The sequence below is a fragment of the Sorangiineae bacterium MSr11954 genome, assembly GCA_037157815.1.
Lineage (GTDB): Bacteria > Myxococcota_A > Polyangia > Polyangiales > Polyangiaceae > Pendulispora > Pendulispora albinea.
On record CP089984.1, the window covers coordinates 10,452,103 to 10,475,879 of the forward strand.

Below are 23,777 nucleotides of genomic sequence, written 5' to 3' on the forward strand. Positions count from 1 at the left end.
GAACCCGGCAAGCTGCATCCGCAGCACGAACGACACGACACATGGAACGAAAGAAGGCCGTTACATGAAGCTACGTCCGTACTTCTCTCGATTCGGGGTGGGGAATCTGGTTGCAGTCTCCGTGGTGCCGCTGCTGGCGGTGACGGCGGCGATGGCTGTGGGTTGCGGTGGGCCGAGCGCCTCGCCCAATGTGCCCGAGTCGGTGGCCACACCGATACCGAACACCTCGTGGAGCGGAAGAACGGCGTCGGGCGACTCGCCCGCGTCGGGGGTGACCACGTCCTCGCACGAAGCCCCCGCCCCCGCCGCGCGCCCCGCACCGGCACCGACCGTTGCACCGCAGGCCACACCGGCGCAGCCCGTCCCCGCAGGCCCTTGCGATGCTTGCCACGGGCTCGTCTCGAGCGAGCTCCAGGCCGCGCTCAACAAGCGCGTCGAGCAAGAAGCCCGCAAGTGCTACGAGCGGGTGCTGACGAACAACCCCGCCGCGCGCGCGTCCCTGGGCGTGGAGATCCGAGTCGGCCGTGACGGCACGTCCTGCGACACCGTCGTTCAATCCGACTCACCCGAGTGGCCGGGTCTCGCCGACTGCGTCGCCACCGAGTTCCGCCGCGGGGGCTTTCCGAATCCGGGGAACAACTCGTGTGTGATCGCGAAGGTGCCGATTCTGTTCACACCGCGGGTGCGGTAGTCACATAGCGGCGGACGGCGCGGGGGGACTCGGGGGGGCCTTCGATTTCGAGGTAAGGACGGCCGGGGGAGCGTCCGGGGAACGAGAAGCTCCCGGTGTTGGCATAGTGGGGGCCGAGGGCTTCGCGGTGCGTGTGGCCAAAGACGACGAGCTTGGAGCCGGTGACGTTGGCCACGCGCGCGGCGCCTGCGGCCAGGCGTTCGACGACGGAGCCGGTGTAACGATCGTAGCCGGTGGCCCAGCTGGCGAGCATGGCGATGGCGCCGAGGGAGAGCGCGGCGCCGCCGGCGAGCTTGTGACCGGAGACGAGCGCCATGGCGCCGCCGGTGGCGGTGACCGTGGCGAGCACGCGATCGAGGTAGCAGCGCGCAAAGGTGGCGCGCGCGCTGGCGAGCGTGGGGCGCGGTGAGTCGGAGAGGAGCTCGTCGAGCAGCTCGCGGGCGAGGCCGACCGACTCGGCGAAGGCCGGTGTGAGCGCCCTGCCCCGCGCGCGCTGATCTTCCAGGCCGAAACGCGCGCCACTCTTGCCGAGCGCGCCAAATGCGGTGTGGAAGAAGCGGTAGATGACGTGGGGCGCGCGCACGCCGTACCACTGGAACGACGAGAGAAAGAGCTTTAGCGGGGTTCCGTCGTTGGCATTGAGGTAGCGGTGCGCGCCGGTGGGTGCGATGAACTCCTCCACGAAGTGGACACCCAGGCTGGGGCCGGAGGCCAGAGGGTGCGCGGGCGCGTTGTCCGGATCGTAGAGGTGGCCATGCTCGATGTGGATGCCATGGTCGCGAAAGAACCACGGCGTCGTGCGCAAACGTGCGCGGGCGGAGGGCGCGATCCCGAGGGCCCCCGCGAGACGTCCCGCAAAGTCGTCCTCGCCGACCTCCGCGTCATGGTTGCCGGACACGAGCCAGAGCTCGCCGCCCTGGTCCACATGCCGGGCCAAGGCCGCCCGCAGGGGGGCGTGGGCCAGAATGGCTCCCTCCGCCGTGCGGTGCCGGTCCTCGTGCCGTGGGCTTTCAGCGGATAAATCCAGCAGATCGCCGGCAAACACGAAGCGATCCCCCGGGTGCCGGGCGAGGAGCGCGGCCAAATCGTCGACCACCGAGCGGGGCGTGTGCCGGAAAAGATGAATGTCACCGAGGACAAAAACGCGAGGGGTACGACGGGGGGGCATGGTGAATGAGGCCGCGGCGACGCGAACCCCATAGCATACTCATTGTCGATGCGAGCCACGGAGCCCCCGCGCACCGAAATCGTCTTCCCCGATCCGCGCGGTACACCGGAACCCGGTATCGTCGCCGTCGGAAGCGACTTCCGCCCGGGCACGTTGCTCCAAGCCTACCGCAGCGGCATCTTCCCCTGGCCGCACGGCCACCATGTGCTCTGGTTCTCACCCGATCCGCGCGCCATCTTGCCGCTCGAAGGCGAGCTGCACTGGTCGCGCAGCCTGCGCCGCACCTTGCGGCGCCATCCCTTCGAGGTCACCGTCGACCAAGCCTTCGTCGAGGTGATGCGCGCGTGCGGCTACACCCGCGACGCCACCTGGATCACGCCGGCGCTCGCGCGAGGCTACACCGCGCTGCACAAGCTGGGCTGGGCCCACAGCGTGGAGGTCTGGGAGCACCAAGGCGAGCGCCGCGAGCTGGTCGGCGGCATCTACGGCATGGCCATCGGCGGCTTGTTCGCCGGCGAATCCATGTTCCACACGCGCACCGACGCCTCGAAGATTGCCTTTGCCACCCTCGCCGGCCGCTTGCAGACGCGCGGCTTCGTGCTCTTCGACGTCCAAGTCATGAGCGATCACCTCGCCTCCCTCGGCTGCATCGACGTCTCCCGTCACGAGTACCTCGCGCGGTTGGAGCGCGCGCTCGAGGTCGATGTGGGGTTTTGAGGCGGGTCGATGCCCCGTTTCACGGCGGCGCGCCGGTGCGCCGGTGCGCTACGGAGGCGGCGGGTTGATCGGGGATGGCGTGATGGGGCGCGGAACGATGGGCGGAGTTTCGCCGTTGGGGGCGGGAGGGTCGGAGCGGCGGGGGAGCTCGCCGGTGTTCGGTGGGGGTTGCGAGACCGGGCCGGGGGTTTCGGTGGAGGTCGTCTCGGGTACTTTGGGTTGGACCCGGTGCTCGTCTGTGCATTGCGTCGCCGCGAAAAGGAGCGCGGCCGCCGACGCAACCACGACCAGGGGCGGGTAACGAAGCGGGGTCATGCGGATCTCCTTGCAGGGTCGTCGGCGCCGCGTACGGGACCGACAGCTCTGGGGGTGCATGGGCGGTGCCCTATGCGTCATTTCCCGCAATTCAACGACTTGGGAGCACCTGCGCCCGTTACAGGGGTGGTCCTTTGTGCCTCACTGAGGAAAAATGCAACGCGATGACGACGGCGCTGCCGAAGAACGAAGTTCACCTCTGGTGCGTGGCGTGGACCCGGTTGACCGATCCCGCGCTGCTGGCTCGCTACGAGAGCCTTTTGACCGAGGAAGAGACCACCTCCTACCGGCGCTTCTACTTCGAGGAAGGACGGCGCGAGTACCTGATGACGCGCGCGCTCGTGCGCGACGTGCTCTCGCGCTACGAGCCCGATGTCGCCCCCGCGAGGTGGCGGTTCGTGCGCTCCAGCTATGGGCGGCCGAGCATCGCGCCCGAGCTGGGGGTGCGCAATCTGGTGTTCAACCTTTCGAACACCAAGGGCCTCGTCGTGTGCGCCGTGGGACGCGATGAGTTGGGCTGCGACGTGGAGCCCATCGACCGGGGCGAAAAGGTGCTGCCCATCGCCGACAGCGTCTTTTCGCCAAACGAGCTCGCGACCTTGCGCGCCCTGCCCGAGGCGAAGCAAACGCGCCGCGCCATCGAGCTATGGACCCTGAAAGAGTCGTTCATCAAGGCGCGCGGAATGGGGCTCTCCTTGCCGCTCGACCGCTTCACCATGGTGTTCGAGGGCGATGCTAGCGCCACGCCGGCGGGCGCGTCGCCGGCGGGCGCATCGCCAACGAGCACCACGCCGGCGGGCGCGTCGCCGCGCATCGTCATTCGCATCGACCCGAGCATCGACATCGCCGGCCAGCGCTGGCAGCTCGCGCTCCTGCCCATGGAATCGCACCTGGTCGCGCTCTGCATGGAACGCGGCGGCTCCGACGCAGACAAGTCCGTGCTGGTCCGGCACATCGTGCCGCTCGAAGGATAAATCGCGGCTGCCACGTGAAGCGCGCCCCATCGCCCGCCGCGAGGATCAGCCGCGCAGCACCAGCGCCTGCGGCACCAGATCGATCTCGAGCGGAAGAACGCCCACCGGCTCCCCGTCGAGATCGATCAGAAAGACGCTGCGCGCGTCTTCGTTCTCGAGGTCCATGAAAATCTTGTCGCACGGCAGGTGCTGCACGCCTGGCTTCCCCAGGTGCTCGCCTTTGTAGATGCGCTGCGAGGTCATCGCAAAGGCGACCTTGGACGCCCCGCCGATGGAGACCACCTCGAACCGACCATCGTCGATCTCGGCCATCGGCGCGACCTTCATCCCAGACCCGAAATAGCGACCGTTGCAGATCGCAATCATATAGGTCGCGATGCGGTGCTCGCTCGTCTCGCCATTCAACGAAAGGCTGGTCCGCAGCCTCCCCTCGCGGCAGCGCGCCAGCGCGCGCAAGGACGAGCCGAAGTAGGCCGCCTTGCCGCCGAGCGCGCGCGACGTGCTGGCCACGTACTGATCGACCAGACCGCCCATCCCAGCGGACAGGATGTTCACGAAGTAACGCTCGCCGGGGGTGCCCTCGTGGGTCGTGTAGCGCGCGCGCCCCACGTCGATCCGGCGCGTTCGGCCCGAGGTGATGGCGGCGAGGTAGCGATCGAGGCGGTGCTCGACCCCGAGCACCCGCAAAAAATCGCCTCCCGTACCTTGGCCGATGATCGCCACCGGCACCTCGGGGAAGCCCGACGACAGCACCCCGTTGACGACCTCGTTGAACGTCCCGTCCCCACCGACCGCCACGATGAAGGGAGCGCCCGCGCGCGCCGCGTCCCGCGCGAGCTCGATCGCGTGCCCCGTGCGCTCGGTGAAGGACGACTGCACGGGGCCCAGCGCGGCCTCGATCGGCGCCAGCATGGCCGCGAAGGTTTGCCCCGTGCGCCCGCCACCGGATCGCGGGTTGACGACCAGCAGCGGGCGGACGGCGGCGCGGCTCATCGGGTGCTCGCGGGCGACGGCCAGACGATCCCGCGCGCGCGCAGATCGTCCACCGTGTCGACGAGGGTCTTCTGCGGATCGCGCGGGCTCCACCCGAGCACCGTCTCGGCGCGCGTGGAGTCGAGGTACCAGAAGTACTGCGCCATATCGAGGCTGACCGGATCGACCGACACGTCCAAGCCGAGCTGCGAGCTCACGCGCCCCAAAATTTCGGCGCCGCGGCGGGCGAAGAGCGGCGCGCGCGGGGTGGGGAGCCACGGGGCCTTCACGCCGGAGGCGCGCTCGAGGCGCTCGAAGAAGGCGCGCACGGTGAGGTTGATGGCGCCGAGCAGGTAGCGCTGCCCGGGCTCGCCCCGATCCATGGCCGCGCGCATCGCCTCGGCCGCGTCGCGCACGTCAACGAAGGAGAGACCGCCCGCAGGCACCGCCGGGATCTTTCGCTCCAGAAAGAGGCGCACGTCCTCGGTGGACGAGCCGCGCGTATCGCCCGGCCCCAAGAGGAGCGTGGGGTTCACGGAGACCACGGAGAAGCCCTCCGTGTTTCGCTCCAGTGCGGCCCGCTCGGCGAACAGCTTGGAGCGGTAGTACGGCCACCGCGAGAGCAGGGCGATGGGCGTCTCGTCCTCCTCGCTCCCGATGTGCGCGGGATATTCGCTGACGGCCACGGTGCCGCTGGTGGATGCGTACACGACCCGGGTGATGCCCGCGTCCTTGCACGCGTCGAGGGTAATCTTGGTGCCCTCCACGTGAAGCCGGCGAAGCTCCTCGGCGTCCTCCGGCTTGCGCGACACCTTGCCCGCGCAGTGAAAGAGCCCCTGGCAGCCCGCGGCCGCGTCGCGGACGCTCGCGGCATCGAGCACGTCGCCGCGCCGGACGGTGACACCGCGCGCCGCGAGCGATGGCTCCTCGCCGCGGCAAAGCGCGACCACGTCGTGTCCGTGCGCGAGGAGCGATTCGACCAGGTGGCCGCCCAGAAAACCGGCCCCGCCGGTGACGAGATAACGAGCCATGTCAGCGCCAGTCGATCACGAAAGCTGAAAGGCTTTCTGGAAGGTGAAAAGCAGCGAAACGTCGTTCGATTTGACGGCGCCCGAGAGGAACTCCGCCGGCCCCGGCAAATACGACTCGCGCACGATCTTGGTGAAGATCTCGGGGCTGGTCTTGAGCACGCAATCGGCCGTCCCGCTCTCGGGCTTGCCCAGCTTGATCTGGCACGACGCCCCGTCGATGAGCACCGTCCACTTGGCGAAGGCGTCGCCGCCCAAGGTGAAATAGAAGGAGACCGACTTGTCGACCTGCCCCGGAACGAAGCGCTCTTCGAGCTCCGAGAAGACCCCCACCAGCGGATGCTCCCGCTCCTTCTTCAAATCCTCGGCCGAGGAGCGCGCCAGATCGAGCACCTTGCCGTCGGAGAGCGCGAGCACCGCTTGGCGTGCGTAGCGCGCGACCTCGCGGGCCGCGTCTTGGGCGTTCATGCCGGCCGTGAGCCGGCGCATGTCGGCCACCGTGAGCGGCGGGCCGATTCGGGCCACGATGTTGCGGCGCGTGGGCAAAACGGCGCCCTTGCGCATCGATTCGAAGGTGCCGCCGAGGTACACGGGGAGGAGATCGACCCCGTGCGTGAGCGCCAAGTAGCCGACCAGCGGCTTGAACTCGCCCACCTCGCCGGTGGTGCTGCGCGTCCCCTCGGGGAAGACGAGCACCGTGCGACCGCGCTCGATGACATCGGCCGCCTGGCGAAGGCTCTGACGAAGGCCGTTTTTGCGGTCGAACGCCTGCAGGTTGGTGAAGTTCTCGAAGAACGCGCGCCGCAGGCCGCCCCCCTCGAAGAAGTAATCCTGCGCCGCCAACGAGACCACGTCCTCGCCGTACTTGCCCAGCGCGTGCCGCACGAAGCCCATGTCGAGGTGGCTCGCGTGGTTCGCCACCACGATGGTGTTCCGGTTGTGCGGAATGAACGCGCGCCCGGTGACCCGCGGCTGCATCACCTGTCCGTAGAAGGCGTCCTGCAGCTTGCCGATGAAGGCCTTGGCCGAGTCCTGAACGGCCGGGGGTAGGACGATGGGCTTGCGCTCGGTGGTCTCGATCTTCTTGAAGTGGCGCGCCGGCGGCGCATGGGCGCTCTCGCCGGCCAGCTTTTCGATATCGGCCACCGTACGGCAAGCTTGCAGCGCCACGGGGTCGATGGTGCTGCCCTTCGACTCGAGGGCCTCGAGCAGCTCGGTGAGCATGAGCGAGTCGAAGCCCAGATCGCCCTGCAAGGTCGCCTGCGGCTGCGCCTCTTCGAGGGAGCGACCGCTCACCGCCACGATGGCCTTGCGAACATAGCCCGCGGAGGCGGTGGCTTCATCGGCCGGCGCCGTGGCCGCCATCATGCGCCGCAGGATGGCCGCCACCTCGCCGCGCTTGATCTTGCGCGTGGAGGTGCGCGGCAAGGGCGCATCGTAGAGGTGAACGATGGAGGGCTGCTGCCCGTAAGGGAGCGCGGCGATGGCCGCGCGCAACGAGCGCGTCGCCCGATCGAGCCGCACGGAGCGCGGCGCATCGTCGTCGGGCGCGGGGACCGCGAGGCACGCCACGCGCTCGCTCCCCTTCGACTCGACCCCCACGATGCACAGCTCGGTCATGTGCGCCACGGGGCCGAGGCGGCGCTCGACGTCCTCGGGGTACACGTTTTCCCCGGTGGCGGTGACGATCACGTCTTTGAGGCGGCCCACGATCTCGAGCCGGCCTTGCTTGTCCAGCTTCCCGAGATCGCCCGTGTGGAGCCACCCTTGCGGATCGATCACGCGCGAGGTCGCCTCGGGATCCGTGTAGCCGGCCATCACGTTGGGGCCGCGCGCGATGACCTCGCCCACCCCGTGATCGTCGGGGTTGTCGATCTTGATCTCGACCCCCGGGATCGCCTTTCCAACCTGCCCCGACGGGGAGTTGGGCGACGACTTGGCCACCGTGAGCACCGGCGCCGCCTCGGTGAGGCCGTAGCCCTCGGTGAGCCGCAGGCCCAAGCCCGAGAACAAATCGTGCGTCTCCTTGGGGAGCGCCGCCCCGCCGGAGATGAGCCACTTGATGTTCCCGCCCAGCGCCTGGTGCACCGGCCCGAAGAGGACGCGCCCCGCGTCCACGCCCAAGGTCTTGCCCAGGAGCCGATTGAGCTCCGTGGCCCACTCGAACGCCGTCTCCGCCAGCGCGCCGCGCTCGCGCACCTGCGACAGGATGCGCCGCTCGAGCATCTGCCAGAGCGCCGGTACGCCCACCATGGCGGTCACGCGCCCCGCCTTGAGCCCGGCCGACAGACGATCGGCGTTCAGCTCGTCGAGGTACGCGATCTTCGCGCCGCGCGAGAGCGGCAGCAAGAGTCCGCAGGTGAACTCGAACGTATGGTGCAACGGGAGAACGCTGAGGAGGCGATCGCCCGCCTTGAGCGGGAAGATGGGCGCCAGCGCCGCGATGAGCGACGTGAAGTTCGCGTGCGTGAGCATCACGCCCTTCGGCGATCCGGTGGTTCCGCTGGTGTAGATCAGGCTCGCCACGTCCTCGGGCGTGATCTCCAGCCCTGCCTCGGGCTCCAGGATGGGCGCGTCGTCGGCGCCGGCGGAGGAGAACGCCGTGTGCAGATCCCACACGTCGAGCCCCGCGATGTCGAGCGGACGATCCGACAGCGCAAAGCGGGCGCCGCTCTCGGTCACCAGGTTGGCGACCATCGGCACCTCGAGGCCCGCGTCGACGGGGACCGCGATGGCGCCCGCGCACAGAATACCGAAGTAGGCGAAGGCCCACGCCGGATCGTTCTTGGCGGTGAGCAGCACGGCGTCGCCTTTTTTCACCCCCGCCTCCACGAGCCGCAGGCCCAGGGCGCGCGCGCGCTTTCGCAGATCGAGGTAGGTGATCCGCGAGAAGCCGTCCTCCTCGAAGCGCTGGAGCGCCGGCGACCGATCGTGCCGCTTGGCCATCTGATCGAGGAGGCTGACCAAGGTCTCGTGCGCGCGCAGCGCCTTGACCGGGCGTTTCAGCTTCTTCTCCATCTCGGGGAAGATCCACTTCTCGAGGCCGGGCATGTGGACCTTCATCATGAAGTCCGCCCAGTCGAGCGACTCCGGTTCCCAGAGCAGCTTTTCGCGGTCCGCGTCGGTGAGGCGCGCGTAGGCGGCGCGCGTGTTGGTGCAGTCGAACGGCCCGTTTCGCTCGGTGGTGAACGGGCTGTAGAGGCGCATCACCTCGGCGATGCGCTCCTCGCGCTTCTTCACCGCGTCGAGGGTGGCCGCCGCCGGCTTCAGCGCGGGCACCTGCGACAGGGCGCGCGAGAGGCTCCCGGCCGCCTGCGCGATGAAGGGCGAGCTCAATGTCTCGAACTCCTTCACCGACACGGGGGTGAGCTCCAAGTGCGACTGCAGGAAATTGAGGAACGGGTTCCCCTTCCCGCGCCGCTGGTAGTACTTGCGCTTGTAGAGCCCCACCAGCTCCCCGAACCGCGACGCCGAGCACGGGTTTCGATCCGACGCGGCGTACTGGTACACGGGCGCTTGCTTGCCCTCGAGCAGCTCGGCCAAGGACAGGATCATCCCCGACGTGACCATGTCGGTGGGGATGAAATCGAGCGGGATGTCGCGCGCCGGGGTCATGATCTGGCCCTGGATGGACATGTAAATGATGGGCACCGAGGTGCTGATGCCCTCGTTCCACCCGGGGAACGGGAACTTCACCGTGGTCTCGCAGCACGCGGGGCGGCCGATGGTGAAGGGAAGGCCTGAGCGGGCGATCACCTGCTCGCCGATGCTCTTCGTATAGGTGTAAATGTTTGGCCAGCCCCAGTGCGAGGCGCGGTCGTTGCCGGCTTCCACCAGCAGATCGCTGATGAACTTCCGTTTGACGCGCGAGAGCTCGTCCGCGAATGCCGGGCCTTCGCTCGGCTCACCGCGCTTTTGGAGGTTCTTGCGCGCTTGCTCCGCGAACTCGCTCTGGCGGAAAGCGTCTTCACAGCGGTGTTTTGCTTGGGCGATCAGCTCCAGGCACTCTTCGATCTCGCGATCGGGATCCCAGAGCTCGGCCCCCAGCTCGGTGGCGCGCGGAAAGGGATAGGTGCGCGGGTCGACTTCCTTGATGAGGCCGCGACGCCGCCCCGCCACGTAGCAGGTGCTCGTATGGAAGAGAGGTGCATCGCCCAAGGCCCGAGCGAGCGCGACCAAATTTTGGGCGCCGAAGGCGTTGGCGTCGAGGGCCTCGTCCAGCGGTGGGTTGAAATCGACCACGCCCGCCACATTGACCACCGCGTCAATCGTGCCGCGAAGCTCCCGCACCAGGGATCCGTCCACACCGCAAAGCGCACGCCCCACGTCTCCATCGACCGGAACGATCTTTTCCCGCAGGAACGGCTCGAAGCGGCTGCCGTGCCGTTCGCGAAGGGGCGCGAGGGCGTCGGAGGTGGCCACCTTGGCCCAGAAGCGCTCCTCGCTGGTCATGTCCTTGGAGGAGCGCACCAGGAGGAAGATTTTTCCGATGTCTGGATAGCGATCCAGCAACATCACCCAGAAGACTTTGCCGAGAAAGCCGGTGCCTCCCAGCACGAACAGGCGGCTGCCCTCGAGGACCGCGGCCACGTCGAGCGGAGACGCGCCAGGCTGCACGTCTCCGGGAGACTCCACATCGGACGTCTTCAATCCGAGATCGGTGACTCCGTTCTCGTAGGACGGCTCTTTTTGGTCTTGCTCGTTAGGCATACGCGTGCGGGGGATGTCCTACAACACCCATTTCGGGCTGGCAATGTCACAGGGTGGCCGCGCCCTCATGGATATCGGTGCAGGTGCGTCGCATCCGACCCAGGTACGCGGCCGACGATCCGCCGCGCGCGCATGGAACCACCGCGCGATGCCCGCGCGTACCGCTCGAGACCAGTGCAAGACCAGAGGACGAAGAACGTGAGACCAGTGCAAGACCAGAAGTGCGCCGCACGGCGACGCACGCGCTCAGAGTCTCCCCTCCACATCCATCGACGACCATTCCGATCGGTCGAGAGCTCCACCAAAAAAGAGATCCTCTCCCCCCCGTTTACGGCGATTACGAAACGCGATTAAGGGATCGCGAAAGACGATTTTCGATTTCGTCACTTTATTTGGAGAAGTGACCAACTGCACGACCATGGCCAGTGTGCTGACCAGCGCGATCACTGCCTAAAAATAGCGCGAATCGAGGTACGCTGCTCCCGGTCACGTGACGTCGGCCATCACGATGGGCGCGTAGTGCATCAATGTGATTTCCGGTGAGGAGGGGGCGGTCTCTTTCGCCATGTCGATGGCATCGGTCATGGTGCGAGCGGTTTCCCAGCCCAAAAGTTTGGGGATGTACTCGTTGTCGGCGCCGACCACGATGACCCGACCCAGGTGCTGCCGCCCGGCCTCGCCCCAGTACCACATGAAGAACGGGTGCGCGGGGTGGTACGCGTGCCCGGTCCGGTACATCTGCACGTAGGCGGGGTTGGCCGCGAACTTGGCCTCGTAGCGCTTGTGGAGCTCCATGGCGTCCCGGGTCTCCGGGAGCAGGTTGTGCACGAATTCGATGTACGAAGCGTGGTGCGCTTTGTCGAATTGGTCGGTGCAGGGGTGCGTGATGATCATGGTGCCCCCCTTTTTGACCAGGGGCTTGCCCCGGTAGGAGTTGAACAGGTAGCCCTGCGCCATCACCTGCACCAACAGCGGATTCAAAAAGGAGTGAACGTTGTAAGGGCTGATATATGGAATCCCGGACACCAGAATATCGGCCTGGCCCTTGATCGGCACCGCATACTGCTCGAAACACTTGGCCAGGGTGTGCTGGTGCACCGCCTCGGTCTCGCCGGCGAACACCCCGGTCACCCCGTAGGGTGAAGGGACGCGGTTGAAGATGGCCTGGCGGGCGGGCTGCGGGACCTTGGAGAGGGTGAAGGTCAAAGCCTTGAGGCCGGCACGCTCGGCGGGCGAAAGATCGTCCTCGTTCTTGGCGAGGAACTCGAGCGGCGTGTCGAACATGCGGTTGTTGATGGTCGTTTCGATGGTGAACACGTTGAGGTGCTTGTTCACCAGACGGCCCATGCGCTCCACGCTGGTGGCCAGCGCGCTCGCCTTCGGATCCATGTAGCTGTGGCAGTCGCGCATGACCCGCGGGTTGTGGTGCGCGCGCAAGCTCTTGTAGCCGCAAAGCCCCACGGTGACGGACTTGTGGCCGCCATCCATGGGGACGAGGTTCAAGTTCACATAGATGACGAGGTCGGCCTCGACCGCTTTGCGATTGAGCTCCACCGTCTCACCGTGATCGGTGACCCCCACCTCTTTCATGCCGTGGGGATCTTCCGCGTCGTGGTTGTAGAGCCGGTCGGGGTAGTAGGCATCGAAGATGCGATCGCCCACGATGTGCCGGATTTCGCTCCCGGTCATGCGGCGGTGCACGGAGGTGGCGATGATCATCTCCACGTCCTCCACGCCATGGTCGGCCAGCATTTCGAGCACCACGGTGAGCACGCGCTCGCGCACATCGGGGCGGCGCATGGGCGGGAGCGGAAGCGAAATGTCGTCGATGGCGATGACCACCTTCATCCCTGGCTTGAGCCGCGCGTGCAGCGGATCGGTGCCGTAGGGGTGGTTGATGGCGTAGCGGATGGCGGCGTCGACGTCTTTGAGCGCGGTCAGCGGCGGGCGCGGATAGATGACGCGGGTGCCGGGAGGCAAGTCGACCTCGACCAGGCGATCGCCGGCGAAGATGGTGCGCGGGGCGCTCTTGCGATCGAGGGTGACGACGAGGGGATGGGTCACGAAAGCCTCCAAGGACCAATGCGAAGGGGCCCGCGGGCTCCCTTGGCTTCGAGAGAAAGAACCGGCCAGCCATACGTATGCGCAAGGCGCTCGAGGCGCAGGTCGGGGTTCACGGCGGCGGGGTGTCCCACCACCGAGAGCATCGGTACGTCGGAGTAGCTGTCCGAGTACGCGAAGCAATGGTCGAGATCGTGACCGTTCGCGCGCGCGTGCTCACGAATGAGGCGCGCCTTCTCCGGCCCTGCCACCACGGGGCGGAGCAGCCGGCCAGTGGCCAAGCCGTCCTTGATCTCGAGGCGGTTGGCGATGACATGGGTGGCGCCGAGGTGATCGGCCAGGAGCTTCATGAGGAAGTCGAGCGCGCCGGAGATGAGCACCACATCGTGGCCCTGGTCGCGGCACTTCTTGACCAGATCGCGCGCCTCGGGGAACAAGGCAGGCTTGATGACCTTGTCGAAGGCTTCGTCGGCCAAGATGTGCAGCCGGTCTTGGCTCATGTCCTGGTAGACCGAGAAGAGCAGCTCGTTGAACACGCGCCGGTCGCGCATTTCGGCCAGCGCCATGCGCGGTCCCTGAATGGCGGCGCGCGCCAGCCGGCCCAGGCTATGAAGCGGGGTCCTCTGGTTCAGGAGGTAGAAGACGGTCGGGTGGACGAGGTTGGTCCGCACGAGGGTCCCGTCGACGTCGAAATAGCTGGCGGTCACGACGCGGCGGTTTTCTCGCGCCAACGCGATGGCGTCAATAGGTTCGCGCGCTGGAACGGGGCGGCAGGCCAGGAGCGTGCGCTACAGTGGCCCCATGGACCCCGTCGAGGCGAAGGTAAACCTGGGAGACTACGAGGTGACAACGCTTACCTACGCCGCGCCAAAGGCGGCCCATCGGCTGGTGCTCGCCCACGGCGCCGGCGCCGATCAGCGGCATGCCTTCATGGTGCGGGCGGCAAAGACCTTGGCCGCAGCCGGGATCGAGGTGACCACGTTCAACTTCGGCTACACCGAGCGAAAGCGAAAGGCGCCCGATCCGGCCGAGGTCCTGGAGCGGTGCTTCCGCGCGGTCGTCCACGCCCAGGCGCAGCGCGCTCCGGGCCCGCTGTTCCTCGGCGGGAAATCGATGGGCGGCCGCATAGCTTCGCAGATCGTGGCGGGCGGCAGTCTGGAGGCCGACGTGCGCGGTCTGGTGTTTCTAGGCTACCCGCTCCACCCGCCGGGCAAACCGACGCAGCTCCGGGTGGCGCACTGGCCCAAGGTCGACGTGCCCCAATTGTTCGTGCAGGGCACGCGCGACCCGTTCGGAACCGTCGAGGAGCTCACGACACACCTGCCGAAGCTGGGCGCACCCTCCACCGTGCACACGGTGGAACAAGGCGACCACTCGTTCGCCGTGCCGAAAAAACTGGGCGTGCCGCAAGACGAGATCGATGCGCGCATGTTCGCGGCCATCGCATCGTGGATCGAGTCAACCACCAGGGCGCAAAAACCGTAACCACTCCGCCTCATGGCACTGCCAGAAAAACAAAACCTGCATCACCCCTGGTGCCCCTAGAGCGACAAACAGTTTGAATTTACCAGCAATTACGCAGCCATCGCGCTCTCAGTCCGGTGAATGGCCTCGAGGTTGACGACGGCTGCGTGGCGGCGGAGGTCGAAGACATTTTTTCGGACTCCAAGGTATCGCGCACGGCACCCCTGCTTGCGAGAGAGGTGCGCAAGAGCGTGCTCCACCTTGACGCGCTCGCGTAAGCGTTCGCGCCCTTTGGACGAGGCCATGAGCTTTCGTAGGCGATGCTGCAGGGGTTCGTCGCGTGCGATGGCGACTTTGCGGCCACGACCCGGTGCCGCGGATGTACATTTCGCACGGAGTGGGCACCGGCCGCACGCTTCGGCGTCGAATTCGACGAAGTCACCGGGGGTAAACGATTTGGTTTGCCCGGTGGGGCAGGTGATCGTGTGCGAGCGCATGTTGATGGTGAAGGCGCTCTTCGGAAATAGCGTCCCGTTGCGTGAAACCCAAGGTTTGCAGAGCACTTCGCCGCCACGCGCGAAGACTTCGGAAGCCATAGGGCTGTTGATGTAGCCGCGATCGATCGAGAGCTGCGCAATCGTATTGCGCTGGGGGATGCGCGCGATGTCGGCCTGCAGACTCGGCAAGGCCTCCACCTCGGGACGATTGGCAGGCGTGATCGCGCATGCGACGATCAAGTTTGTATCCAGGTCGCAGGCAATGTGTCCCTTGTATCCGTTGAAGCGCTTCGCCTTGCTCTTGTGCCCATGGCGCATGTCCTTGTCTTCGACGGACACGCGCCTGTCTTCAGCGGTGCCCTTGCGAATGCGCGGCTTGTTATCGGGCGGTTCGGGCTCGAGGTCTTGCTCGCGCAATTGTCGGAGGGTTGCAAGCGGTTCAGCGAGCGGTGGTTCGCCCGCTTCCTCGCCGAGCTCGCGCGCAATCCATCGCTCGAGACCATCGAGTTGCTTCACGAGTGTCCCGATGGCGGCCGCTTTTTTCGCTGGATCGCTCCATTCGATGTCGAGACCGGCCTTGATACTCGTGTCGAGAAGCAGTGGAGCGCCCGCATGCCGAGCGATCTCTTCGGGCGTCATGTCCACCAAGCGGGCCGCACACGCAAGGACTTTGCGCGCGGCGTGCGCCAACAAGTTGAAGGTGTCCTCGACGCGGCCGGCCCCCTCCAGCGGTCGCGAATCGATCGCGATACGTAGCTGTTTCGGAAGTTTCTTCCAATCGAATGCCGCCGTTCGGCGAGCCAGCTCGATCGTGCGTTCGAGCAGCCGGCGATCCATATCGTGAGCCATGAGCCGCTGGCGGAATGCGGGCAGCGCGCCCTGAGAAAACGGCGGGTCATCCTCGCCGAGCACCCCGAGTACCATCTGCCATCGAGCATCGACAATCGAGAGTTCAACCGCCTGCGCGTCCGAGGCGCCCGTGTATGCCTGCAGTAAAATGACCATCGCCAGCAGCGCAGGCGCCACGGGCTGCTTTCCTTCGCCAGACTCGCGGTACATCCCCTCGAGCTCCGACTGGAAGGCGTCGTCAAACAGCTCGTGGCGGTGGGTACGCAGGAACGCGAAGAGCTTCCCCGTGCGCGTCATGCGACCGATGAGAAATTTCTCTCGCTTGCTCATCGATACACTCGGAGACCAACGAATCATGATCCTCACCACCTCCGCGGAGCACGACAGCATCCGCGGGACCGAAAAGATCACACCGTGATCTCCGTGTCGATCCCCCTCGCGCAAATGATCGAGAATCGTCGAGAAAACGAACTGATCGCTGCTCTAGCGCCCCTGGCGGTTAAAAAACCGTAACCACTCCGCCTCATGGCGCTGCCAGAAAAACAAAACCTGCATCACCCCCTGGTGCCCCTAGCGCCCCTGGCGGCTAAAAAACCGTAACCACTCCGCCTCATGGCGCTGCCAGAAAACAAAACCTGCATCACCCCTGGTGCCCCTAGCGCCCCTGGCGGTTAAAAAACCCTAACCACTCCGCCTCATGGCGCTGCCAGAAAACAAAACCTGCATCACCCCCTGGTGCCCCTAGCGCCCCTGGCGGTTAAAAAACCCTAACCACTCCGCCTCATGGCGCTGCCAGAAAACAAAACCTGCATCACCCCCTGGTGCCCCTAGCGCCCCTGGCGGTTAAAAAACCCTAACCACTCCGCCTCATGGCGCCGTTCACGCGTCGTCCGGCGTAACGCGCAACGTGGCGATCACGCCGAAGTGGTCGCTGGCGAAGGTGCCCTCGTACGGCTCTTGGAAGCAGAGACGCGCGTCGAGGGGCTCGCCGCGGCCTTGGTCATCGGGGCCTTGGACGAAGATGTAGTCGATGCGGCGATCGGGCTCGCGCGCGGGGGCGGCGAAGGGGTTGGAGCGGCAGAAGGTAGCGCCGCTGCTGCCGTCTCCGGCGATGGCGAAGGCGTCGGAGAAGTACACGCTGGTCCCGCCGAGCGAGGTGCGGCCGCGGAGGAAGCGGATCTCGTCGGAGTCGGGTTCGGCGTTGAAGTCGCCCATCAGGATGGCGGGGTACCCGTTGGGTTGCGCGAGGCCGCGCACTTGGTCGGTGATGTAGCGGATTTGCGCCTCGCGGACGTGGCCCTCGTCGAGCTTCCAATTCAGATGCGTGCAGAATACATGCAGCGATCCGAAGGGCGCCTTGATCTCGGCGAAGAGGAGGGAGCGGTGCTCATCGGTCTCGACGCGCGGGAGGGGGAAGTCCAACGTGCGGAGGATGGGCCAGCGGGACAAGAGGGCGATGCCCATGGGGTAAGGGCTCTCGACATTGCGGCCGAAGCAGGTGGTGTAATCGAGCCCATCGGCGATGATGCGCGCTTGGTCGAAGCCGAATTCCGGCGATGCGTCGAGGTCGCCCATGGCGGATGCAGGCTTGACCTGTACGACCTCCTGCAGCGCGATGATGTCCGCGTCGAGCTTGGCGAGCTCGGATCGGATGGTGATGAGCCTTTTTTCCCAAGGCTCCATGCGGTTCCAGATGTTCAGGGTGGCGACGCGTAACGGCACCCTTCCATCGAGTACGGGGCCATCGCCGCGGCGTCAAGAGGATGCCGGCCCCATCGTTCATGGAAACGGTCCTTGCGGGGGTGAACGGATGGCATGAACGCTGCTCCCATTCTCACACATGAACGCCGTCGAGGTTCACCGCCACGTCCGCGCGGCACTCACTGCCGCTGACGAACTAAGCCGACAAGAACACACCCAACAGGCGGATCGTGCGTCACAAACGCTGGCTGCATTGCGCACCACGCTCGGAAACATCGATCTGGCGCTGGGGCGCTCGCACCGGGCGAACGACGCCCTCGTGGACGAGCTTCACACGTTGGTCGTCAAGCTGCGTCGGCTGCAAGAAGTCCACGACCGTGCGCACGTTCATGCGCTGCTGGACGAGGTCAGCACCTTGGAAAAAAGCCTGCGCGAGCGCGCGATGGAGAGGGACACCCGGCCGCCCGTCGATGGCACCGAGAGGCCCTCGGAAGCGCCGGAGCGTCGCTCGCAAACGGGCAGGCCGGCGCCGCCGAAGAAGAAGACGCGCCCTTCGCTGCTGGCACACTTGGGGTTGGGCTTGGTGCCGAATCGTCCGCTTCGCGAGCTGCCCATCTGGCGGCTCCTGGGGCTGTGCGTCGTATTTGCAGCGGCCAGCTTGACCATGCTCCTGTCCGCACGAGGCAGCCGTTCGCGCAGGCGGTAGACGCTGGATCCGCGTTTCCACGCGACGAGCGCCGCCCTCCCAAGGTTGCGGCCATGCACGAAGAGGGCGGCTACACGCGAACGGCGCGGCGCTCGAGGGTGGTGGAGAAGACCGGCGGGGGCCCCGCCAATCGATCGATCAACTGGAGCAGACCGTGGACTTCGAAGGACGACGCGCGGACGTCGTCGAAGCGGCTGGCGATGGCCAAGTACGAGATGCGCGAGAGGGCGGGGCTGCGCATCAAGGTCGTGTAGAAGGCGCTCTTGGTCTTGGCCGCCTCGCCGCAGACCAAGATGAGATCGGGAAGGCGGCCGGCCGCGTGAAGCATTTCCACCGCTTCGTCACCGTTCGACGTGGGGCAGACCACGTAACCCGCGGAGCGCAAGAGCCGGGTCAGCCTTTCGCGCGCGGGGGCCTCGTCGTCCACGACCATCACATAGGCGCGCTTCACGCGAACCTCCTCCCTTTCTTCTTCTTCTTCGTCTTCGCGGCTCGTCTCGTTCGTCGCACTCCGGCCTTAGCAACCGACGTTCCGCGCCGTGCGACCGCTCGGAGCCGCCGAAACGGGCCTTTTGGAGGTCGGTATCGGCCTCGGCCTTGTGGCAAGCTGCTACGGGATCGCGGGACGGCGTGCGCGCATCGGGGTGAGCGTGCACCACGCATCGCGCGCCGCTCGTGATAGACGTTTTGCCCGATGGGCAGCTCAGACGGTTCCGGATCGAAGGCGCGCAGAGGGCGAGGGATGGCGCTTACCGCGCTGGCGCTCGCGCTACCGCTGCTGGGTTGCGATTCGGAGGAAAGCGCTAACCCGCGCTCTTCTTCGGCGGAGCTCTCCGAGCTACGCCGCGCGTCGGCGAAGGTGTCGCCCGACGCGCTCCTCGTGTACGTCGGCGACGATGGGGTGACATTCATGGACGGGGAGCCGCTCCTGACCGACGGCAAAATCGCCGAGCGCGCCCAAGCGTTCCACGCCCAGAACCCGCGCGGCCGCGTGATCGTGCAGTCGCACGAGGCCGCGCTCCACGGGCGCACGGTGCGGGTGCTCGAGCTCCTGGAGGAGGCCAAGATCCAGCATGTGACGGCTTCCGTGCGGCGCGCGGCTAGTCGTTGACGATGTCGACCAGCTCGATCTCGAACACGAGGGTCGCGTTGGCGGGGATTTTTGGCGGGGAGCCTTTGGCGCCGTAACCGAGCTCCGGAGGGATGGTGACCCGACGCAGGCCTCCGAGCTTCATGCCGACGATGGCGGTGTCGAAGCCCTTGATCACGGCGTTGGTGCCAAGTTGGAACTCGAGTGGCGTATCGCGACGGCGGGAGCTGTCGAACTCCGTTCCATCGGCCAAGGTGCCCACGTAGTGCACGCGCACGGTATCGCCGCGGCGCGCTTCTTTGCCGTCGCCGGGCCGGAGATCGGACATCAACAGCTGGGGTATGGCGCCCGAGGATTTTCGGGCGGCCGCCGACTTGGCGAACGCGCTGTCGTCCCGGGTGATGGACTCGAGCTGCTGGCAGCGAATGCCGTCCCACTTCCAAAGGTCGCCGCACACGGGATCGGCGGTGGGGCTGATGAACGGCGCAAGCGCAGCCGCCCCCGAGTCCGTCGGTGCCGGCAGGTTGACGGCCATGGGTCCATCGAGCTTGGCCGGGCGTGCGTGCGCCCACTCGCGCCCCGCACATGCCGCGAGTGGGGCGGCAATGACGATGACGGCGAGGAGCACGCCGCCCGTGGCGGACGCGCGCGAGCGTCCGGACTGCGGAAAATGCGTGCGGCGCGGGGCGAAGGACCGACTGAAGTAGCTGCGCAAACCCATGAGAGGTAGGCACTGTAGTCGAGATGCTCGCGTTGCGACCTTTTCTCGCCATGGCCATCGTGGCCTTCCACGGATGTGATCGGCAGGAGCGAATTCCGCCGCAGACGCACGCCACCGAGACGGATCGCCCCGCGACCCCCGAGCAATTGGCGCGCGCCCTGGGCAAAGACGCGGCAGCCTTGCTCCCCCCGGCCGACCCGGCCCCGGCAGCTGGCGACCTAAAAGCCGATCTGGAGCACTTTACGACGGTGGACGCGTGCGTGGCCGAGCGGGCGGCGATCGATCCGGTGGTGGGCGACGCGCTCCTCGCCGTGGGCTACGACATGCTCGTCCGGGACGCGTGCCGGGTGCTCGAGGCGACCAAGGCCAAGGATCCCAAGCGGTGCAGCGGCATCGACGCGAGCGCGCTCCGGGCGCGCTGCGAAGCCTCGGTGGCCATGGCCACCTCGAACCCCGACGGCTGCCCGTTCGACATTCCAGGCGATCCATCGCGCGGGCGCGATCCCACGTGCATCGCGGTGGCCTCGCGCGACGCGCGCCTTTGCGCCGGGGAGGCCGACGCCAAACGCCGGGCGTGCGAGGCGATGGCGAGCGGCGATCCCGCACGGTGCGGCGGCGATGCCGCGCGGAATGTCTGCGCGCGCGACGCGACGCGCTGGAAGGCGATGCTCGCGCCCTCGCTCGCCGGATCGCGGTCGCGCGAGTCTGTGTCGACGGCCAAGTGGGGGGCGCCGAGCGGGGTGCTCTCGCTCAAAGGCGCGGAAGGGACGCCCGATCCGCCGCAGTCGGCCACGGATTTGGCCATGGAGGTCGAGCGCGGGGTGGTGCTGGTGCGGGAGCTCGGCTCGATGCGCGTGCGCGTGGGCGTGCTGCAGGAGCTCGGCGCGATCCCGCGGGTGGCGAGCCCGGTGGGGCGGCCGCGCATCGGCTTCGAGCTTCGCGTGACGGCCGATGCGCCGAGCGAGGCGAAGATCGAGCGGCTCGAGCTGGAGGTTCCGGGGGCGCTGACGATGATCGTGCCGGGCGCGCGCTCCACGTTGAGGGCGCAGGTGCACAAGCTCGGCAAGGGGCGCGGTGGGGAGGTGCGGATCGTGCTCGAGGGCACCGTGGGGAGCGCGTCGGGCGCTTACGCCGTGCGCGTGGAGCTGGACACCTTCGTGCGCGACAAGGTCGGTCGCTAGGTCACACGCCCATCGGGAGGCGGCGGGCGAAGTTGGGGTCGAGGCGGGCGCGGTGCACCTTTTCGACGGCGAGCTCGATGTCGTACTCGATTCGCTTGAATTCGAACCGCTTGGCCTTGGTGTCGTAGACGGTGTAGCTCGCGCGGTTGTCGCCGTCGCGCGGTTGGCCGACGGAGCCGACCGAGACGATGTACTTGCGGTCGGGCTCCAGCTCGAAGTCGATGGGGGAGAGCTCGTCCACCGAGCTGCGCGTGAGGGCGAAGACCTTGCACAAATGCGAGTGCCCGATGAGGGTCAGGTGCCCGATTTTGTCGTAGATGGCGAGGCACTCGCGGGCCTGCTCGGGCGCGAAAATGTACTCGAACTCTTCGAGGCGCACGGGCGAGCCATGGCAAAGGAGCACGTTGATCGCGTCGAGCCGGTGCTCGTAGGGCAGCGACTTGAGCCACGTCATGTTCTCGGCCGAGAGCATGGCCGCGTGCGCATCGAGCGCGTGACGCGCCGCCTCGTAGTAGTACGAGTAGTCCATACGACCGGACACGGCCGCGTCATGGTTGCCCAAGATGGTTACCTTGGCCACCTCGCGCACCAGATCGGCACATTCGTTGGGGGAGCCGCCATATCCGACCGTATCGCCCAGACAATAGTAGGCGTCGATGCTTTCCCGGCGGTAGGCCTCGAGAACAGCGCTCAGCGCTTCGTGATTGGCATGGACGTCGCTGAAGATCCCGATGCGCATCGTCTATGGAAAGACTAAAGCTGCTTCGTTGAAATTGCACGAAATTGCAAGAATGGGTGCGAGGAGGGATTTGTGGTGAGCGACGAGAAGTTCGACCAGTCCGGCGACGGCAACGGCGAAAATGGCTTTTTGAATGGGGCTCCGGAGCGGGATACCCTGGTGGATCATCCGTCTTTGGCGGAAAAAGAAGAGGAGCTCGAGCCGATGCCCGCCAACGTGGCGGAGCTCTGCGCCGCCTGCGTCCGATTCGTCGGGTCGAAATATGGGGTGGCGCTCGATTTTTCCCCCGATACGCTGAGCTTGCTGGATCAATACGTGCGCGATGCGCGCCAAGAGGTGCGCGAAAAGCCGGAAACCCTTGATCTTCTGCAAGCGACCTTGGGGGCCTACCTCGGCGAGGTAATCCGCCGGGCGCATTTTGGCCTCTGGGACGCCGATCGCGAGCACGACGCGGTGCGCGTTTTGATGACGCGGGTGTATCTGAGCTTCAATCCCATCGGAATGGTTCGGGAAGCGCTGCTCGGCGAGCAAGCCCCCGGCTGGAACGCGCACCTCGAGGCCGATCCCGCCGAGCGCGAGGCGCTGGATGAGCGGCTCGCGCAGTTGCCCGAGGTCGACGAGGAAGAATTTTTCGCCCCCACGACCCGGTTCGACGTCGTCGAAATCGCGGTCGACGCGCTCGCGGCCCACATGCGCCATACGGGGCTTGGGGACGTTCGCTTCACCAAAGAAGACTACAAGTAGCGCGGGCGACGGCGCCCGTTTCGGGGACGTCACCTCGGGGCGATGGCGTCCGTTTCGGGACGTCACCTCGGGGCGATCGCGCCCGTTTCGGGACGTCACCTCGGGGCGATGGCGTCCGTTTCGGGACGTCAGAGCGAGGCGATAGCGTCGATTTCCAGGAGCCAGGGTGACTCCAGGGTTTGCGCCACGATGACGGTGAGGGCGGGGCTCGTGTCGCCGAGGATGCGGCGGCGGATGCGGCTGTTTGCCTCGGCTTGGTCGCGGTGGGTGAGGTAGGTCGTCACCTTCACGAGGTGCTCGAAGCCCATGCCGGCGGATTTCAGCACCTCGTGGATGTTGCTCCACACGGCCTCGCACTGCGCCTCGAAGTCGGTGGGGACCTCGCCGCCCGGCCGCTCGGGGATTTGGCCGCTGATGTAGAGGGTGCGCGCGGGGCCTTGCACTTCGAGGCCCTGGCTGTAGCCGCCGATGGGGGCGGAGATGGTTTCGGGGTTTCGTGCGAGCTTCATTCGTGGCTTCTTTCCAGGGGCAGGGGCTAGGGCTCGCGCGCGGGATCGGATTCGAGCTCGGGGCGGGCCCACGGCGGGGTGTCGCCGGTGGTAAGGGCCTCGGCGGCGCCCCCGGATTCCAACACGGCCGACGCAAATGCGCCGACCGTGGTGGGAAAGAACGGTAAGCAGCCGCCGGGGTGGATCGACGTGACCTCCGGATCGTTCGCCAGCGATGCCCACGCCTTGCGCCCCTCCTCCGCATCGAGCGCCTCGAGGAGGAGCGCCGCGTAAACGCGGCCGCTCGGGGAGCCGGTGCGAAGGAGCGCGTCGATTTCGGGGCGCGCGGCGGCGCCCCGATCGCGAAGCTCGGTGTAGGCGATCATCTCCGGCAGCCTTGCTGCAGCAAAGCCGACGGTGTGGATCACGACGTGCGGCGCATGGCGAAGAACGTCGAGGGAAGACGTGGGGTCCGGGCGCGAGGTCATGCCTCCGATGGAGACACACGACGGGGCTTTGGGCAATTCACCTCGATGAGGATGTTGCCCGGCCCCATGAAATAAAACGCGACGCCGCGGTTGGTGCTCATGACCTCACTGGGCTTCATGCCGCAGGCGAGCATCTCCTCGTGCTTGTGGTGCACGATGGCCACGTCGTCGACGTGGAAGCCGATGTGAAAGCCTTCGGGGTACGACTCGAGCTCGCGCTTGAGACGCTGCAGCACGAGCACCATGCCCTCGCGGTCCGAGAGAACGATGATGGCCGGCGAGGTGCGGTTGGTGCGGATCTCGAAATCGAAGTGGCGCTCGAGAAACTCGGCGACCTCGGGGACATTGGGGACCTGCAGGTCGAGATGATTCAGCTTCATTTGGGGATGATCCTCTTCGGGCGGAACGCACACGCGTCCCTAGCGCCGTGGGACCTCACCCAATCGAGGGGGATCAAGAGCTCCCAACCATTG

General features: G+C 66.7%; 23 protein-coding genes. 8 read left to right on the forward strand and 15 right to left on the reverse strand.

All coding sequences use genetic code 11. The features are described from left to right. The first annotated feature begins 64 nt into the window (after positions 1–64). Positions 65–691 carry a hypothetical protein gene (locus LZC94_40835; protein WXB14163.1) on the forward strand — a complete coding sequence of 209 codons (627 nt, stop codon included), beginning with the start codon at positions 65–67 and terminating at the stop codon, positions 689–691. Here the strand turns inward: LZC94_40835 and LZC94_40840 are convergent. Continuing rightward, positions 672–1,859 (reverse strand): metallophosphoesterase, encoded by a 1,188-nt coding sequence (locus LZC94_40840; GenBank protein WXB14164.1) that lies wholly within the window; start codon positions 1,857–1,859, stop codon positions 672–674. The genes LZC94_40835 and LZC94_40840 overlap by 20 nt on opposite strands. Before the next feature lie 48 nt (positions 1,860–1,907). Between LZC94_40840 and aat the strand changes: the two genes are divergently transcribed. Next, a complete protein-coding gene (aat, locus tag LZC94_40845) occupies positions 1,908–2,576 on the forward strand; it encodes a leucyl/phenylalanyl-tRNA--protein transferase (protein WXB14165.1) in 669 nt (222 codons plus the stop codon). A 48-nt stretch (positions 2,577–2,624) separates the two neighbouring features. On the opposite strand, the gene LZC94_40850 is transcribed toward aat, so the two are convergent. Further along, on the reverse strand, positions 2,625–2,891 hold the full coding sequence (locus tag LZC94_40850) for a hypothetical protein (GenBank protein WXB14166.1): 267 nt from the start codon (positions 2,889–2,891) through the stop codon (positions 2,625–2,627). A gap of 164 nt (positions 2,892–3,055) precedes the next feature. On the opposite strand from LZC94_40850, the gene LZC94_40855 reads away from it, so the two are divergent. After that, the gene (locus LZC94_40855; GenBank protein ID WXB14167.1) at positions 3,056–3,865 is read left to right on the forward strand and encodes a 4'-phosphopantetheinyl transferase superfamily protein; all 810 of its coding nucleotides are present in this window, start codon (positions 3,056–3,058) and stop codon (positions 3,863–3,865) included. 45 nt (positions 3,866–3,910) lie between these two features. On the opposite strand, the gene LZC94_40860 is transcribed toward LZC94_40855, so the two are convergent. From LZC94_40860 to LZC94_40880, 5 genes are all read right to left on the reverse strand, one after another. Further along, on the reverse strand, positions 3,911–4,858 hold the full coding sequence (locus tag LZC94_40860) for a diacylglycerol kinase family lipid kinase (GenBank protein WXB14168.1): 948 nt from the start codon (positions 4,856–4,858) through the stop codon (positions 3,911–3,913). Next, positions 4,855–5,868: an NAD-dependent epimerase/dehydratase family protein gene (locus LZC94_40865; protein WXB14169.1), complete on the reverse strand. Its 1,014-nt coding sequence runs from the start codon at positions 5,866–5,868 to the stop codon at positions 4,855–4,857. The genes LZC94_40860 and LZC94_40865 overlap by 4 nt, the downstream gene beginning before the upstream one ends. Before the next feature lie 15 nt (positions 5,869–5,883). Further along, positions 5,884–10,575, reverse strand: a complete 4,692-nt coding sequence (locus tag LZC94_40870; protein WXB14170.1) for an AMP-binding protein — start codon at positions 10,573–10,575, stop codon at positions 5,884–5,886. Positions 10,576–11,061: 486 nt separating this feature from the next. Further along, a complete protein-coding gene (locus LZC94_40875; protein WXB14171.1) occupies positions 11,062–12,639 on the reverse strand; it encodes a nickel-dependent lactate racemase in 1,578 nt (525 codons plus the stop codon). After that, positions 12,636–13,343 (reverse strand): HAD-IB family hydrolase, encoded by a 708-nt coding sequence (locus tag LZC94_40880; protein WXB14172.1) that lies wholly within the window; start codon positions 13,341–13,343, stop codon positions 12,636–12,638. The genes LZC94_40875 and LZC94_40880 overlap by 4 nt, the downstream gene beginning before the upstream one ends. A gap of 94 nt (positions 13,344–13,437) precedes the next feature. On the opposite strand from LZC94_40880, the gene LZC94_40885 reads away from it, so the two are divergent. Next, the gene (locus LZC94_40885; GenBank protein WXB14173.1) at positions 13,438–14,121 is read left to right on the forward strand and encodes an alpha/beta fold hydrolase; all 684 of its coding nucleotides are present in this window, start codon (positions 13,438–13,440) and stop codon (positions 14,119–14,121) included. Positions 14,122–14,210: 89 nt separating this feature from the next. Here LZC94_40885 and LZC94_40890 read toward each other — a convergent pair whose 3' ends face one another. Both LZC94_40890 and LZC94_40895 read right to left on the reverse strand, forming a co-directional pair. Next, the gene (locus LZC94_40890) at positions 14,211–15,803 is read right to left on the reverse strand and encodes an IS1182 family transposase (GenBank protein ID WXB14174.1); all 1,593 of its coding nucleotides are present in this window, start codon (positions 15,801–15,803) and stop codon (positions 14,211–14,213) included. A 522-nt stretch (positions 15,804–16,325) separates the two neighbouring features. Beyond that, a complete protein-coding gene (locus tag LZC94_40895) occupies positions 16,326–17,168 on the reverse strand; it encodes an endonuclease/exonuclease/phosphatase family protein (protein WXB14175.1) in 843 nt (280 codons plus the stop codon). 232 nt (positions 17,169–17,400) lie between these two features. On the opposite strand from LZC94_40895, the gene LZC94_40900 reads away from it, so the two are divergent. Next, positions 17,401–17,853 (forward strand): hypothetical protein, encoded by a 453-nt coding sequence (locus LZC94_40900; protein ID WXB14176.1) that lies wholly within the window; start codon positions 17,401–17,403, stop codon positions 17,851–17,853. Between the two features lie 70 nt (positions 17,854–17,923). Here LZC94_40900 and LZC94_40905 read toward each other — a convergent pair whose 3' ends face one another. Continuing rightward, positions 17,924–18,304 (reverse strand): response regulator, encoded by a 381-nt coding sequence (locus LZC94_40905; GenBank protein ID WXB14177.1) that lies wholly within the window; start codon positions 18,302–18,304, stop codon positions 17,924–17,926. A gap of 291 nt (positions 18,305–18,595) precedes the next feature. Between LZC94_40905 and LZC94_40910 the strand changes: the two genes are divergently transcribed. Further along, positions 18,596–18,964, forward strand: a complete 369-nt coding sequence (locus LZC94_40910) for a biopolymer transporter ExbD (protein ID WXB14178.1) — start codon at positions 18,596–18,598, stop codon at positions 18,962–18,964. On the opposite strand, the gene LZC94_40915 is transcribed toward LZC94_40910, so the two are convergent. After that, complete coding sequence (locus tag LZC94_40915; protein WXB20312.1) at positions 18,954–19,271, reverse strand: FKBP-type peptidyl-prolyl cis-trans isomerase; 318 nt, start codon at positions 19,269–19,271, stop codon at positions 18,954–18,956. The genes LZC94_40910 and LZC94_40915 overlap by 11 nt on opposite strands. Positions 19,272–19,696: 425 nt before the next feature. Here LZC94_40915 and LZC94_40920 point away from each other — a divergent pair, with 425 nt between their 5' ends. Beyond that, positions 19,697–20,845, forward strand: a complete 1,149-nt coding sequence (locus LZC94_40920; GenBank protein WXB14179.1) for a hypothetical protein — start codon at positions 19,697–19,699, stop codon at positions 20,843–20,845. 1 nt (position 20,846) lies between these two features. On the opposite strand, the gene LZC94_40925 is transcribed toward LZC94_40920, so the two are convergent. Next, a complete protein-coding gene (locus tag LZC94_40925; protein WXB14180.1) occupies positions 20,847–21,584 on the reverse strand; it encodes a metallophosphatase family protein in 738 nt (245 codons plus the stop codon). 75 nt (positions 21,585–21,659) lie between these two features. On the opposite strand from LZC94_40925, the gene LZC94_40930 reads away from it, so the two are divergent. Continuing rightward, entirely contained in the window at positions 21,660–22,328 is a 669-nt protein-coding gene (locus tag LZC94_40930; GenBank protein WXB14181.1) for a DUF6278 family protein, read from the forward strand. 128 nt (positions 22,329–22,456) lie between these two features. Here the strand turns inward: LZC94_40930 and LZC94_40935 are convergent, their stop codons facing one another. The 3 genes from LZC94_40935 to LZC94_40945 are packed head-to-tail and all read right to left on the reverse strand — an operon-like array spanning position 22,457 to position 23,684. Continuing rightward, positions 22,457–22,837: a RidA family protein gene (locus tag LZC94_40935; protein ID WXB14182.1), complete on the reverse strand. Its 381-nt coding sequence runs from the start codon at positions 22,835–22,837 to the stop codon at positions 22,457–22,459. A 26-nt stretch (positions 22,838–22,863) separates the two neighbouring features. Next, positions 22,864–23,304 carry a hypothetical protein gene (locus LZC94_40940; GenBank protein ID WXB14183.1) on the reverse strand — a complete coding sequence of 147 codons (441 nt, stop codon included), beginning with the start codon at positions 23,302–23,304 and terminating at the stop codon, positions 22,864–22,866. Next, complete coding sequence (locus LZC94_40945; GenBank protein ID WXB14184.1) at positions 23,301–23,684, reverse strand: VOC family protein; 384 nt, start codon at positions 23,682–23,684, stop codon at positions 23,301–23,303. The genes LZC94_40940 and LZC94_40945 overlap by 4 nt, the downstream gene beginning before the upstream one ends. Positions 23,685–23,777: the final 93 nt, after the last annotated feature.